The 14072-nt window shown below is 62.3% G+C and carries 12 protein-coding genes; all 12 read right to left on the bottom strand.

The genetic code is table 11. The features are described from left to right. Positions 1–13 precede the first annotated feature (13 nt). The gene (locus QMO82_RS20490; RefSeq protein WP_183610581.1) at positions 14–3196 is read right to left on the bottom strand and encodes an efflux RND transporter permease subunit; all 3183 of its coding nucleotides are present in this window, start codon (positions 3194–3196) and stop codon (positions 14–16) included. A gap of 41 nt (positions 3197–3237) precedes the next feature. Continuing rightward, positions 3238–4434, bottom strand: a complete 1197-nt coding sequence (locus QMO82_RS20485; protein WP_183610580.1) for an efflux RND transporter periplasmic adaptor subunit — start codon at positions 4432–4434, stop codon at positions 3238–3240. 288 nt (positions 4435–4722) lie between these two features. Further along, positions 4723–5487 carry a DUF4239 domain-containing protein gene (locus QMO82_RS20480; protein WP_183610579.1) on the bottom strand — a complete coding sequence of 255 codons (765 nt, stop codon included), beginning with the start codon at positions 5485–5487 and terminating at the stop codon, positions 4723–4725. Between the two features lie 131 nt (positions 5488–5618). After that, the gene (locus QMO82_RS20475; RefSeq protein ID WP_183610578.1) at positions 5619–6752 is read right to left on the bottom strand and encodes a calcium:proton antiporter; all 1134 of its coding nucleotides are present in this window, start codon (positions 6750–6752) and stop codon (positions 5619–5621) included. Between the two features lie 295 nt (positions 6753–7047). Beyond that, positions 7048–7755 carry an SDR family NAD(P)-dependent oxidoreductase gene (locus tag QMO82_RS20470; RefSeq protein WP_183610577.1) on the bottom strand — a complete coding sequence of 236 codons (708 nt, stop codon included), beginning with the start codon at positions 7753–7755 and terminating at the stop codon, positions 7048–7050. Positions 7756–7932: 177 nt separating this feature from the next. Further along, entirely contained in the window at positions 7933–8283 is a 351-nt protein-coding gene (locus QMO82_RS20465) for a ribbon-helix-helix domain-containing protein (RefSeq protein ID WP_105007475.1), read from the bottom strand. A 24-nt stretch (positions 8284–8307) separates the two neighbouring features. Further along, positions 8308–8904: a DJ-1/PfpI family protein gene (locus QMO82_RS20460; RefSeq protein WP_020051778.1), complete on the bottom strand. Its 597-nt coding sequence runs from the start codon at positions 8902–8904 to the stop codon at positions 8308–8310. A gap of 106 nt (positions 8905–9010) precedes the next feature. Further along, a complete protein-coding gene (locus tag QMO82_RS20455) occupies positions 9011–9403 on the bottom strand; it encodes a DUF779 domain-containing protein (RefSeq protein ID WP_183610620.1) in 393 nt (130 codons plus the stop codon). A 165-nt stretch (positions 9404–9568) separates the two neighbouring features. After that, positions 9569–11077, bottom strand: a complete 1509-nt coding sequence (adh, locus tag QMO82_RS20450) for an aldehyde dehydrogenase (protein ID WP_183610621.1) — start codon at positions 11075–11077, stop codon at positions 9569–9571. Positions 11078–11243: 166 nt separating this feature from the next. Then, positions 11244–12203 carry a helix-turn-helix domain-containing protein gene (locus QMO82_RS20445; protein WP_183610622.1) on the bottom strand — a complete coding sequence of 320 codons (960 nt, stop codon included), beginning with the start codon at positions 12201–12203 and terminating at the stop codon, positions 11244–11246. A 115-nt stretch (positions 12204–12318) separates the two neighbouring features. Beyond that, positions 12319–13527, bottom strand: coding sequence for a TIGR03862 family flavoprotein (locus QMO82_RS20440; protein ID WP_183610623.1), 1209 nt, complete (start codon positions 13525–13527; stop codon positions 12319–12321). A gap of 68 nt (positions 13528–13595) precedes the next feature. Next, positions 13596–14018 carry a helix-turn-helix domain-containing protein gene (locus tag QMO82_RS20435; RefSeq protein ID WP_183610624.1) on the bottom strand — a complete coding sequence of 141 codons (423 nt, stop codon included), beginning with the start codon at positions 14016–14018 and terminating at the stop codon, positions 13596–13598. Positions 14019–14072: the final 54 nt, after the last annotated feature.

Here is a 14072-nt window from a genome sequence, read left to right as displayed (position 1 = left end):
TGCTGCGATCGCCTTACCGGACGTTCGATATCTCCGGCTCCGCCACGCTCGCGGCCGTGTTTGCGGTCGCGCCGCGCCGCTTCCAGTATTCCTCGAGGCGCTGCAGCAGCACGTAGAAGGAGGGAACGAAGAGGATGGCGAGGCAGGTCGAGGCGATCATGCCGCTAAAGACCGATATGCCGATCGACTTACGGGCCGATGCGCCGGCGCCCGTCGCCAGCACCAGCGGCAGGACCCCGAGGATAAAGGCGAAGGACGTCATCAGAATCGGCCGGAAACGCAGCCGGGCCGCCTCGACCGCCGCCTCCAGGATTTCCAGGCCTTCCGCCCGTTTTTCCCGCGCATATTCGACGATGAGGATGGCATTCTTGGCTGCCAGCGCAATCAGCAGGATGAGGCCGATCTGCGTGTAGAGATTGTTGGCGACGCCGGCTGCCGTGAGTGCCGCCACCGTGCCGAGCAAAGCAAGCGGCACGGCTGATATGACCGCCAGCGGCAGGATCCAGCTTTCATATTGGCCGGCGAGCACAAAATAAACGAGCAGCATGGCGAGCGCGAAGATGAAGTAGATCTGCCCGCCCACGGCCTTCTCCTGATAGGAGAGCGCCGTCCATTCGAAGCCCGTCCCTGTCGGCAGCGTCTGATCGGCGATTTGCTCCATGACCGCGAGCGACTGGCCGGAGCTGAAACCGGCGGCCGGTCCACCGACGATGGTGGCGGTGGGATAGAGATTGTAGAGGCTGATCAGCGAGGGGCCTCGCGTCGCGGTGACATCGACGACGGTGCCGAGCGGCACCATCGTCCCGTCGCCCGCCTTGACCTTCAGATTGCGGATGTCGTCAGGGCTGACACGGAAATCGGAAGCGGCTTGTGCATAGACCTGGAAGGTGCGGCCGAATTTGTTGAACTGGGTCACATAGCTCGATCCGACATAGCCGGAGAGTGCGGAGAAGACCTGCCCCACGGTAATTCCCAGCCTCTCCGCCTTGATGCGATCGACGGATACTGCAAGCTGCGGCACGTTCGAGCGAAACGGCGTGCTCAGCCTCTGCAGCGATGATTGGGCATTGCCGTTCCTGACGATTGTATCGGCAAGCGATTGCAGCAGCGGATAGTCGGATACGCCGTTGCGGAGCTCCACCTGCATGGTAAAGCCGTTGGCATTGCCGACGCCCTGGATCGGAGGCGGAACGACCACCAGCGTTTTGGCGGTCAGCACATGCTGCAGCGCGTCGTTCAAATGCTGATAGATCGACAGCAGGTCCTGTCCTTTCTCCTTGCCGCGTTCGTCCCAATCCTTGAGAACGACATAGGCGACGCCGGCATTCTGCAGGCTGGCATTGTTGTCGAGAACGGAGAGGCCGCTGATGGTGAGTACCTGATCGACGCCAGGGGTGGCCTCGGCGATCTTGCCGACCTCTTCCATGACCGCATCGGTCCGCTCCTTCGAGGCGCCATCGGGCAATTGCGTACTGATCAGCACATAACCCTGATCCTCGATGGGCAGGAATGCGGTCGGCAGGCGGGCGAGGCCCCAGACGGCGACCGCGATCAGCACAAGTGCCGCGATCGCCATCATGCCGGCATGACGGGTCATCGATCCGATCAACCCGGCATAGCCGCGTTCGCCTTTGTCGTAGACACTGTTGAAGCCGCGATAGAGGATGTTGCGTTTCTCGGGCGGCGCCGGCGGGCGCAGCCAAAGCGCGCATTGCGTCGGTTTCAGGGTGACCGCATTGATCGCGCTGATCAGCGCGGTCGCGGCAATCACGAGGGCGAACTGCCGGTAGAGCTGGCCGGTCAGGCCGGGCAGGAAAGCGGCCGGAATGAAAACCGCCATCAGTACCAGCGTAATGCCGATGACAGGGCCGAGCAATTCCTCCATCGCCTTCTCGGCGGCCTTTCGGCCGGACATGCCGGCCTCGATGTGCCGGGCCACACCTTCGACAATGACGATGGCATCGTCGACGACGATGCCGATGGCGAGAACGATGGCAAACAGCGTCGACAAATTGACGGTGAAGCCCAATGCGGCCATGGCCGCGAAGGCGCCGATGATGGTGACCGGAACGGTGGTCGCCGGCACCAGCATTGCCCGCCAATCCTGCAGGAAGACGAGAATGACAATGAGAACGAGAATGCCGGCCTCGATCAAGGTGACGTAAACCTCGTCGATGGAGGCCTCGACGAATTTCGTCGTGTCGAACGGCAAGTGATATTCAAGGCCCGCCGGGAAGCTCTTCGAGAGCTCTTCCATTTTTGCGCTGACCGCCTGCGCCACTGCGATGGCGTTGGCCTCCGGCAATTGAAAAATACCGATGCCGGCCGCCGGCCGGCCGTTCTGCATGAAGGACTGGCTGTAGGTCTGGGCGCCGAGTTCGACGCGGCCGATATCGCGGACACGGGTGATGCGGCCGCCCTGTCCGCTCTCGACCTTGACGACGATGTTCTCGTAGTCGGCGGCCTCGTTCAGCCGGCCATTGACGTTCAGCGTGTATTGGAAGACCTGCCCCTTCGGCACCGGCGGAATGCCGATCTGGCCGGCGGCAACCTCCTGGCTCTGCTGCTGCACGACATTGACGACGTCCTGCGGCGTCAGGCCGCGTGCCTGCAGCAGGTTCGGATCCATCCAGATCCGCATGGCATACTGGCCGGCGCCGAACACGGTGACATTGCCGACACCCGGCAGGCGGGCGAGTTCGTTCTGCAGGTTGATGACGGCGTAGTTCGACAGGAACAGGCTGTCATAGCGGCTGTCGGGCGAGGTCAAGCTGACGAAGCCCAGGATCGCCGTTGATTTCTTCTGCGTCGTGACGCCCTGAAGCTGCACCGCTTCGGGAAGCGACGACATTGCGATGGCGACGCGATTCTGCACCAGAACCTGGGCCTGATCCGGATCCGTTCCGATGGCAAAGGTGACGATCAGCGAATATGTGCCGTCGCTGGCGCTGGTCGACTGCATGTAGAGCATGTCCTGCACGCCGTTGACCTGCTGCTCGATCGGCAGCGCCACGGTGTCGACGAGGGTCTGGGCGCTGGCGCCGGGAAAACGCGTCGTCACCTGCACCGTCGGCGGAACGACATTCGGATATTGCGCCACAGGCAGCTGGAACAGGGCGACCGCGCCGACGAGCACGAAGACCAATGCCAGGACGTTGGCGAGTACCGGTCGCTCGATGAAGAAACGCGAGATCATGCTGTTGTCCTCAGACTTTCAGATGAAGCATGGCGGCGAATTCATTGCGTCGTGGTTTTGGCCTCAGCATCGCCGGCGGCGTTGGCCGTCGGGTTCATTTCCATCTTCTCCGGCGTGACCTTGCTGCCGGGAATGGCCTGCTGGATACCTTGGGTCACCACCCAGTCAGCCGGATCGAGGCCGGACTGGATGACCCGAAGCGGACCTTCACGCTGGCCCGTCTTGATCTGCTTCTGTTCGACGACGTCGTCCTTGCCGAGAACCAGCACGTAGCTGCCGAGCTGGTTCGTTCCGATCGTATCGTCGCGCACCAGCAGAGCCTTGTCGTTGTGGCCGACCGGCACCCGAACTCTGACGAAGAGGCCCGGCAACATGGCGTGATCCTTGTTGTCGAACAGGGCACGGACTTGAAGCGTGCCCGTGGAGGCGTCGAGCTGAGGTGATGCGTAGTCGAGATGCCCCTTGTGCGGGTAACCTTCTTCCGTCTGCAGCCCGATCTCCGCCGGTATGCTCGGAAGGTCCGTCTGCCTGAAAGTATGTCCTTGTTTTGCCATGGCTTCCTTGATCATCAGCACCTGCGTTTCGCTGACGCTGAAATAGGCATAAAGCGGATCGGTCTGGACGATGCTGGCGAGTTTGGTGGGGCCGGACACGCCGACCAGCGTGCCGATATCGACGAGGTGATCGGTGACGATGCCGTCGAAGGGGGCGAGCACTTCGGTATAGCCGAGATTGATGGTCGCGAGTTCGACATTGGCCTGGGCGTTGAGGATGGCGGCATTCGCCTCGTCGAGGGTCGCCTTGGCGCTGTCGACAGCGGTCTGGGTGGTGACCTGTTGCTTCGACAGATTGAGCTGGCGGTCATACTCCTGTTTTGCGCCGACCTGGGAGGCCTGCTGCGAGGCGAGTGACGCCTTCGCCTGATCCAGTTGCGCCTGATAGGTGTCGCGCTCGATGCCGAAAAGCTTGGTGCCCTTCTTCACCATCATGCCGTCTTGGTAGTCGATGGATTGGATATAGCCCTGGACGCGCGCCTCGATATCGACGGCATTGAGCGGCGCAGTATTGCCGGTGAGCTCGAAATAGAGCGTCACCGCTTGCTGGACCGGCTGCGCGACCCGAACCGCAGGCAGCGGTGGGGGAATATAGCTGTTGCCGCTCTCCCCACAGCCGGCGAGAATGGCCATGCCGGCAAATGTCAAAAAAAGTCGCAGATCCTGATGCAATCTCCCACACATTGCCGCCGCCTCGACAGGTCAAGAGCCCACTGCATAATTCCTTCAATCGGAATCGATTGAAGGATAAATGATGCTGCAATTCAAAATGCGACAGCGTCCCTTGCATGTCTGAAAGACGCGCGGCGCTGTCGTCTTCATGCGTGCCTCGACGGCGGCCCCCAATCGACCTGCCGAAGGTTTTAGGCATGCGATATTATGTCGCGGCATTGCTAAAAATTGCAATAGCCCTTGGTGCACAATTGAACTGTGTTGGGGCCGGACTAGCCGAGGCCGGGGCGTGTACCGCGGTTACGGTTTCCCGAGCCGTTCTATGGCGGACTGCAAGGGTGCGTCGGAAACGCGGACCAGCCCGATATACGGATTGGCCATATCCGAGACCAGGAAGACCGCGCCGGCGACAGAGAGAGCGCAAACAAGGAGAATTGACATCACCGTCGGGTTCGGTGGCGCCTGCAATCCGAAAGTCGCAAAAAGCAGGGAGAGCCAACAGACGAGAACGGCGAGAAATGCCCAGGGCAGGCCCTCGCTGCCGGATTCGACCAGCAGCCAGTGGGTTTCCGCCACCATGCCGCTGACATCAAGAGCGCGCGTCTGGAGAGAGCGCTGGACGGCATCCCTGGGCGACAAGGATCGAAGGTCGCCCTGAACGGCCTCGATATCCTGATATTCTCCAAGTGCCTTGCCGGACGACGCGTCGGTGGTCTCGGCAGTCCAGCCGCGGCTCAGCCGTCTTTCGATGAGTTGGCGCAGCAGCCGGCGCGCATCGTCGGTTTCCGGGCCGTATTGCGCCATGACGCGATCCAGCAGGAGAACCCGCGCTGCCGCCGTTCTCATTTCCACCTCGGCATTGTCATAGGCCGATTCGGCGGATGCGATCAGCAGGCCGAGCGCCAAGGCGGACAGCGTCCCCACCACCGCGGTCGCCAGCCTGATGACGTCCTTGGATTCCGAGCTGAGATGATGATCGGGCAAGCGGCCGCGCACCATCATTCCTATCGATGTTGCCGCCGACAGAAAAACAAATACAAGCCCGCCAAGCAACAGTGAGCTCAAGTCCAGTCTCCGTATCGTCACGTCTATCCCGCGGTGCAATGCCTGCAAGCGGTGCAATAGCCTTTGTCAGCATAGCGGAAGACAGCGGTGGCGCGGAACCCTTTGCCTTCCTGGTCTTGCACGGCCTGGTGTCATTGCTGGAAAATGAGCAGCACGTAAGCCAGGAAAAGCACCAGGTGGACGGCACCCTGCATCAGATGCGTGCGGCCGCTGGCAAAGGTGATGATGCTGACCGCAAGAGTGAGCAGCAGCATCACCAGATCTCCATGCTCCAGGCCGAGTGTCACGGGGTGTCCGTAGAGTTGACTGACAACAAGCATCGCCGGCACCGTCAGCCCGATCGTTGACAATACCGAACCAAGGAAGATGTTGACGGAACGCTGAAGATTGTTGGCGATGGATGCACGCACGGCGCTGATTGCCTCGGGCGTCGCGACAAGGACGGCCATGACAACACCGCCAAATGCGGTTGGCGCGTGCAGGGTTTCGATGATGTAGTCTATCGGCCGCGCAAGCTGTTCGACCAGGAAGACGACAGGCCCCATATAGGCGACAAGCAGAATGGCATGAGGCCAGACCGGTCCATGGTGAGGGACATGTCCGCCGCGAGGTTCGTGACGGTCGGTGTCGTCAGCGAAATAGTCCCGATGGCGGCCGGTCTGCAGAAACAGAAACGTGGCGTAAAGGCCGACCGATATGACGCCCAGTATCAGTTGTCTTGCTGCCGACGGATGCTGTCCGTCCGGGCCTGCAAGAAATGTCGGCATCACCAGGCTCAAGGTCGCCAGCGGCACGATCACTCCGAGATAGGCGTTGGCGCCCTGCAAATTATGCTGCTGTTCCGGTCGCCGCCAGGCGCCGAGCAGCAAGGACAGGCCGACCATGCCGTTCAGAATGATCATGACGACCGCAAACAGGGTGTCGCGCGCAAGCGTCGGATTGTTTTCGCCGTGAAGCATGACGGCTGATATTGCCATCACCTCGATTGAGGTGATGGCAAGTGTCAGAATGAGCGTGCCGTAAGGCTCCTTCAGCCGCTCCGCCAAATGATCCGCGTGCCGGACAACCGACAGAGCGGAACCAAGGACGGCAGCGAACAGCCACGCGAAAACGACAGTGAACCAAAGCGGATCGGAAAGCTGCCCGAAGAGCTGCTCCTGGAAAACAAGAAACGCCAAGCTCGTCGCGACGCTGACGCCGAGGAACCATTCCTCGCGTATCAGGCTGCTTGCGCCGACAGCGCGCAATGCCGGACCGTCCGTCATCGAAACCACCCGCCTTCTGGCAAATGCCGCCGCAATGCGATCCTCAAGACCATTGTGTCCGCCTGCTGTCTTGTGCCCGTCACATGAGCAGGCGGAGACGAGGCTGCCTCAAGGCGAAGCGAAGCTCAAGCCAGATCGTGTGTCACTGACTAAAACTTGCAGGTCTCCCTATTCTTATCACCCATTGCTCCCGACAAGGGACTGCCGCCGAAACAGAGGGTAAGGTGAGACCCGGTCAAAGCTCGGCGCGGGCGGTTGCAGCGCGTTGCGGCTGCCGCTCACGCCGCGTCTTCTATTATTCGCGGCCGGTCGCCGGGATTGCTGCGCCAGTGACGACGGCTGCGGCCGGCGAAATCAGGAAGGCGATGAGGCGGGCGATCGATTGCGGCGATACCCAGCCGTCCGTTTTCGCATTGGGCATGGCGGCGCGGTTCTCAGGCGTGTCGATCGTCCCGGGCAGGATGCAGTTGGCGGTGATGCGGTCGTCGCGGCATTCGGCGGCGAGCGCTTCCGTCAGCCGGATGACGGCGGCTTTCGAGGCGGCGTAAGCGGCCTGATTGGCGCCGGCCTTCAGGCCGGGCGCGGCAGCGACATGAACGATGCGGCCGTAGCCTGATGCCTTCATGGTCGGGAGAACTGCGGCGCTGATCGTCAGCGCAGTGCGGGCGTTTGCGGTCATCATCGTGTCCCATTGGGCGGGGGCATCCGGGCCGACCGGTCCCATCTGGAAGCCGCCGACGGTATTGACCAAGGCGCCAACGCCGCCGAAGCGCTTGACGGCCCGGGCGACGGCGGCAGCGCAGGAGGCATAGTCGGTGAGATCCGTCCCCGCGATCGACAGAAACTCGGTAGAGGCAGGAAGATCGACGGCCAAGGCTTCCAGTTCCTGACTCGAACGGTTCATGCAGACGAGTTTCGCGCCGGCGCTCGCAAGCTCGCGGACAACGGCGCTGCCGAGGTTGCCGCCGGCTCCGGTGACGATCACCGCTTTCTGGCTATTCATGGCAATCGATCTCCTGATGGTGCCGGTGCTGGACGATGCCGCGCATTGTTGATCCAGCCTGCGCCGCAGTGCAAGACCACCGCAGGGGTAATGTCGAGACGTCTTGCGGAACTGCCGGCGAAGCTATCCGCGGGCAGTTCCGTTCTCATTGCCCGATAGTCCTGTCGGGCCTGGCTTTCAATGATACTTCGCCCGTTCGCGGCCGAGGATGACAGGTGCGTCGAGGCCGGAGATTGGACGGCTGACGTCTGCCGGAATGTCGCCGGTGAGCTGCAGGTCGAGATAGCGGGCACAGCAGACTCGCAGGAAGGACGTGAAGTTGCCGAGATCATGGCCGGCATCGATCGATTCATGATGGAGCCGGGTGATCAGCTGGACGACATTCATACCGTCGCGCCGGGCGATCTCCTCCAGCTTCGACCAGAAGAAGTTCTCCAGCCTGACGCTGGTGACCATGCCATCGATGCGCAGCGACCGGGTGGCGCTTTCCCAAAGTCGCGCATCCGCCTTGATGAACAGTTCACACATGTCGTCCTCCCCGTGTCACCCTTCTCAGGCGGCGTTGGTTTCCAGCAGGGCTGCGGCATCGAGTACGGCCATAAACTGGCGCAGCCACGACGGATGCGCCGGCCAGGCGGGCGCCGTGACCAGATTGCCGTCCGAGACTGCATCGCTGATTGATATGTCGGCATAAATGCCGCCGGCAAGTTCGACTTCCGGCCGGCAGGCGGGATAGGCCGAGCAGGTGCGGCCCTTCAAAACGCCGGCAGCGGCAAGCAGCTGCGCGCCGTGGCATATAGCGGCGACGGGTTTTCCGGCGTCGAAGAAGTGCCGCACGGATTTGATGACGTCGGCATTGAGGCGAAGATACTCGGGTGCGCGGCCCCCGGGGATGACGAGCGCATCGTAATCTTCGGCGCGCACGCTGTCGAAGGTGGCGTTCAGCGCGAAATTATGACCGCGTTTTTCGGAATAGGTCTGGTCGCCCTCGAAATCGTGGATGGCGGTGGCGACGGTATCGCCGGCCTTCTTCCCGGGGCACACGGCGTCGACCGTGTAGCCGCAGGCGAGCAGCGTCTGGAACGGCACCATCGTTTCGTAATCTTCGGTGAAATCACCTGTTATCATCAGGATCTTTGAGGCTGGCATCGTTTCCTCCCTTTGAAACCAACTGGCGGAGAGTAGCAAAGAGCTGTGGAGAGCAGGTACTATGGGAATACTACAGGCAAAATTCGTACTCGATAAGGCGACGGCATTAAACCGCCCTGACCTTCACGTCAGGTACTGCGCAAGCCTCGCCGCCGCCGAAGAGGCGGGAACGGGTGAGGAAGCGCTTCTCCCGGCCATTGTCGAGAGAGAACATGCCGCCGCGGCCGGGTACGACGTCGATGATCAGCTGCGTATGCTTCCACGCCTCGAACTGGCTGGCGCTGATATAGACCGGTACGCCGCCGATCTCGCCGAGCTTGACGTCGCTGTCGCCGATCGTAAATTCGTTGGCCGGATAACACATGGGTGAGGAGCCGTCGCAGCAGCCGCCGGACTGGTGGAAGAGGATCTCGGGATGATCCCGCTTGATTTCTGCGATCAAATCGAGGGCTGTGTCGGTTGCCAGAACACGCTCTTCGCCGTTGACGGTGGTTTCCATGGCTGTCTCCTCCAGCGCATAACCCCGAAAATCGGATCGATTTTCGGAAAGATTGTAGGCAAATTCAATGTGTTAGAGCGTCCTACGGAATGCGTGGTGCTCTAAAGATAAGACCTTCTCCCCGTGTCGGGGAGAAGGCTTTCATCATATCACCATTGGCTGCTCTCAGAAGAAGCCGAGTGCTTTCGGGCTGTAGCTCACCAGCATATTCTTGGTCTGCTGGTAATGCTCGAGCATCATCTTGTGGGTTTCACGGCCGATGCCGGACTGCTTGTAGCCGCCGAAGGCGGCATGAGCCGGGTAGGCGTGGTAGCAGTTGGTCCAGACGCGGCCGGCCTGGATCTCGCGGCCGAAACGGTAGCAACGATTGGCGTCGCGGCTCCAGACACCGGCGCCGAGGCCGTAGAGCGTGTCATTGGCGATTTCGAGCGCTTCCTTCTCGTTCTTGAAGGTCGTGACCGAAACCACCGGTCCGAAGATCTCCTCCTGGAACACACGCATCTTGTTGTGGCCCTTGAAGATCGTCGGCTTGACGTAGTAGCCGTTCGCCAGTTCGCCGCCGAGATCGTTGCGCGCGCCGCCGGTCAGCACCTCGGCGCCTTCCTGCTTGCCGATGTCGAGATAGGCGAGGATCTTTTCCAGCTGCTCCGACGAGGCCTGGGCGCCGATCATCGTCGCGCTGTCGAGCGGGTTGCCCTGCTTGATCGCCTCGACGCGTTTGACGGCCTTTTCCATGAAGCGGTCATAGATCGATTCCTGGACGAGGGCGCGGCTCGGGCAGGTGCAGACTTCGCCCTGGTTGAGGGCAAACATCGCAAAGCCTTCGAGCGCCTTGTCGAGGAAATCGTCGTCTTCGGCCATCACATCGGCGAAGAAGATGTTCGGCGATTTGCCGCCGAGCTCCAGCGTCACCGGAATGAGGTTCTGGCTGGCATATTGCATGATCAGCCGGCCGGTCGTCGTTTCGCCGGTGAAGGCGATCTTGGCGATGCGGGGGCTGGTCGCCAGCGGTTTGCCGGCTTCGAGGCCGAAGCCGTTGACGATGTTGAGCACGCCCGGCGGCAGGAGATCGCCGACAAGTTCGGCCCACAGCAGGATCGAGGCGGGTGTCTGCTCCGCGGGCTTCAGTACGACGCAGTTGCCGGCGGCGAGTGCCGGCGCCAGCTTCCAGGTGGCCATCAGGATCGGGAAGTTCCACGGGATGATCTGACCGACGACGCCGAGCGGCTCATGGAAGTGATAGGCGACGGTATCGTGGTCGATCTCGCCGATCGAACCTTCCTGGGCGCGGATGCAGGAGGCGAAGTAGCGGAAGTGGTCGATCGCCAGCGGAATGTCGGCGGCCATGGTTTCGCGGATCGGCTTGCCGTTGTCCCAGGTCTCGGCCTGGGCGAGCAATTCCAGCTTGTCCTCCATGCGCTGGGCAATCTTCATGAGGATGTTGGAGCGCTCGGCGGCGGAGGTGCGGCCCCATTTTTCCTTAGCCGCATGGGCGGCGTCGAGGGCAAGATTGATGTCCTTTTCATTGGAGCGGGGAATGTCGCAGAGCTTGCCGCCGGTGACGGGTGTCAGGTTTTCGAAATATTTGCCCTCGACCGGCTCGCGCCATTCGCCGCCGATATAGTTGCCGTATTTCAGCTTGAATGGCGACTCGACGATTTTCTGATGAAGCATGTCATCCTCCCATGATGATCCAGGTTCCCAAACGAACCAGTGGGAGGAAAATGTGCGTGTTTTGTCGAAGGGAACAGGGTGGGGGATCAATACCGCAGCGCACACTGTCGCAGACCTGCGACAGGAGGGGCTCACGATTGCCGCAGCAGCGGAACCTTCAGCCCGATCAGTGGAGATCGAGCTTCTTCATCTTCCGGTGCAGCGTGGCGCGGCTGATGCCGAGTGCTATGGCTGCCTGCGAAACATTGCCGCCGGCACGCGACAGAGCCCGCAGCAGCGCCGCCTTTTCCGCCTCGACGATCTCGTCCTGCTGGGAAACGCCGGCCTCATGCAGGGCATCGGCGGCCGGAATGCCGGCGGCGATGCGCTTGTCGTCCAACTGCAGCGCGATGCGGGCGGCGCGCGTCGCCCCGAGCACCAGATCGTGCCTGTCGACGGCAAGCAGGGCGGCGGCGGAATTGGCGCCGGCCGGGACCATCAGGAAGCGGGCGCCCGTAAAGGCCGAGCGGAAGAGGTTGAGCTCAATGCGCATCGCCGCATCCCGCACGGTCTGCGTCAGGATCGCCAGCGTCATCTCGTTGACGTCGTCGCGGCAGGTGGAAATATCGAGAGCCGCGGCCAGCCGGCCACAATGATCGCGGATCGGCGCCGTCGTGCAGCTGAGGCTGGTATTTGTGCAGAAGAAATGCTGATCGCGGAAGATGGCGACGGCGCGCTCGTCGGCAAGGGCGGTGCCGATGCCATTGGTGCCGATGCTCGCCTCGGTCCAGACCGAGCCGGTCCAGAGGCCGAGTTCGCGGAATTCCTTGTCGTCGCCGGCAGCCCCACGGCGCTCCAGGGCAATGCCGTTCTTGTCGGTTAGAAGCAGGCAGCAGCCGGCTTTGCCCACTGTCGTAAAGAGACGGTCGAGCTCTTCCGTCGCGCTGGCGATCAGCTGCTCGGACTGCTCGCGCGCGCTCTGGAATTCCTGGTCGGTAAGGCGCAACGGCGCCCGTGCGTCCTCGGGGGCGAGCTGATGCATGGTCATGCATCGCCGCCATGAGGCAACAACCGGGGAACTGGCTGCGGCGGAATCGCGCTGGGCAGACGTGTAGACGTGCTCGGCGTGTGCTGAGTGTTCGTGCATCGGCTCCTCCCACCGAACGTCAGCATAGTCTGATGGAAAAGCGGCTGGTTGGCAATCGGCCGGCGCTGGCGGCCGATTGAGCAGCAAGCTTGTCCAAGCGCTGCGACCACCGAACCTAGCGCCGCAACCAGGCCTCGATGCCGCGCGCGGCCGCCCGGCCGGTCGCCAGGCAGGCGGTGAGGAGATAGCCGCCTGTCGGCGCTTCCCAGTCGAGCATCTCGCCGGCGGCGAAAGTGCCCGGCAGTGCCTTCAACATGTAGTCTTCGTTGACGCCGCTCCAGCGGATGCCACCCGCCGACGAGATCGCCTCGGCGATCGGCCGGGTTTCGATCACCGGCACCGGCAGGGCCTTGATCATGCCGGCAAGACGTTCCGGATCGGTCCGGTCGCGCTCGGGAGCGTGTTCGCGCAGCAACGCCGCCTTGACGCCGTCGAGGCCGGCTCCCTTGCGCAGGCGGTTTGAAAAGCTCGATTTGGCGTCCTGCCGCTTGAGGTCGTGGGTCAGCCTTTCGATCGTTCGGCCCGGGGCGAGGTCGAGCGTCAGGACAGCGCAGCCACGGTTCAGCAGTTGGTCGCGGAGGCTCGCCGCATGGGCATAGACCAGGCTGCCCTCGATGCCGCTTGCAGTGATGACGAATTCGCCGGGAAAGGTGCCGGTTTCCGATGTGGCGGTGACCGACTTCACCGGCTCGCCGGCGAAACGATCGCTGAAGTTTTGACTCCAGTCGACGACGAAGCCGCAATTGGCGGGCTGGAAGGCATCGATCTCCACGCCCCTCTCCGAGAGCCAGGGCAGCCAGCTTGCATCGGAGCCGAGGCGCGGCCAGCTTGCGCCGCCGAGCGCCAGCAGGGCTGCGTCGCAATAGACGATGCTGCGCCCTTCGGGCGTTTCGAAAGTGTAACCCTCGTCGGCAAAACCGATCCAGCGATGGCGAGTGCGCAGCGTGGCGCCCTGCGCCTCCAATCGCCTGAGCCAGGCGCGCAGCAAGGGAGACGCCTTCATCACCGTCGGAAAGACCCGGCCGGACGAGCCGACGAAGGTCTCGGTCCCGAGGCCCGTGGCCCAATCCCTGATATCGTCAGGGGTAAAGGCATCGAGCGCGGGGCGCAGAGGGGCGGCGGCGGTGCCGAAGCGTGTGGTGAAGCGGGCATAATCCTCGGAATGGGTGATATTGAGACCCGACTTGCCGGCCAGCAGGAATTTGCGGGCGAGGGTCGGCATGGCGTCGTAGACCGTCACCGCATGACCGGAGAGCGAGAGCAGTTCGGCGGCCGCAAGGCCCGCCGGGCCGCCGCCAATGATGGCAATCTGCTTCTGGTTCATTGATATCTCGCCCGATTCTGTCTGCATGCAGTTTTGGCGCGGGCTGGGATTGCCTGCAAGGGCAGGGATCAGTGGTGCGGATGCGTGCACTGGCCGTGATCGGCGAGCACCTCGATGACGCGGCATTGGTCGACGCGGCCGTGGCCGCAGCCTTCCACCATGGTTTCGAGCTCGGCCTTCAGCGCCATCAGGCTGCGGATGCGCTGCTCGACCTCGATGAGGCGGGCCTTGGCGATGGCGTCGGCCGAGGCGCAGGATTGGTGCGGATCGTCCTGCAGGGTGAGCAGCGTGCGGATCGCCTCGATCTCGAAGCCGAGTTCACGGGCATGGCGGATGAAGGCGAGGCGGTTGATATCGGTGGGCTCGAAGGAGCGCTGGTTGCCTTCGCTGCGGCTCGGGGCCGCGAGCAGGCCGATGCTTTCATAGTAACGCACCGTCGGCACCTTGACGCCGCTCCGGCGCGCAGCTTCACCGATCGTGATCTTTTTCATGATTTCTCTCTTGCACCTCTAGTCGCTAGAGGATGTAGGAGGGATGCTTCTGTT

The sequence above is a fragment of the Rhizobium sp. BT04 genome, from assembly GCF_030053135.1.
Taxonomy (GTDB): Bacteria; Pseudomonadota; Alphaproteobacteria; order Rhizobiales; family Rhizobiaceae; genus Rhizobium; species Rhizobium binxianense.
This window is presented reverse-complemented; position numbering and strand designations above follow the sequence as displayed.

Coding starts and splice junctions, on each gene's coding strand:
- adh (WP_183610621.1), bottom strand. CDS start 11,077: ATGCTTCATCAGAAAATCGTCGAGTCGCCATTCAAGCTGAAATACGGC.
- QMO82_RS20470 (WP_183610577.1), bottom strand. CDS start 7,755: ATGAATAGCCAGAAAGCGGTGATCGTCACCGGAGCCGGCGGCAACCTC.
- QMO82_RS20465 (WP_105007475.1), bottom strand. CDS start 8,283: ATGTGTGAACTGTTCATCAAGGCGGATGCGCGACTTTGGGAAAGCGCC.
- QMO82_RS20490 (WP_183610581.1), bottom strand. CDS start 3,196: ATGATCTCGCGTTTCTTCATCGAGCGACCGGTACTCGCCAACGTCCTG.
- QMO82_RS20475 (WP_183610578.1), bottom strand. CDS start 6,752: ATGACGGACGGTCCGGCATTGCGCGCTGTCGGCGCAAGCAGCCTGATA.
- QMO82_RS20460 (WP_020051778.1), bottom strand. CDS start 8,904: ATGCCAGCCTCAAAGATCCTGATGATAACAGGTGATTTCACCGAAGAT.
- QMO82_RS20455 (WP_183610620.1), bottom strand. CDS start 9,403: ATGGAAACCACCGTCAACGGCGAAGAGCGTGTTCTGGCAACCGACACA.
- QMO82_RS20435 (WP_183610624.1), bottom strand. CDS start 14,018: ATGAAAAAGATCACGATCGGTGAAGCTGCGCGCCGGAGCGGCGTCAAG.
- QMO82_RS20445 (WP_183610622.1), bottom strand. CDS start 12,203: ATGCACGAACACTCAGCACACGCCGAGCACGTCTACACGTCTGCCCAG.
- QMO82_RS20485 (WP_183610580.1), bottom strand. CDS start 4,434: ATGTGTGGGAGATTGCATCAGGATCTGCGACTTTTTTTGACATTTGCC.
- QMO82_RS20440 (WP_183610623.1), bottom strand. CDS start 13,527: ATGAACCAGAAGCAGATTGCCATCATTGGCGGCGGCCCGGCGGGCCTT.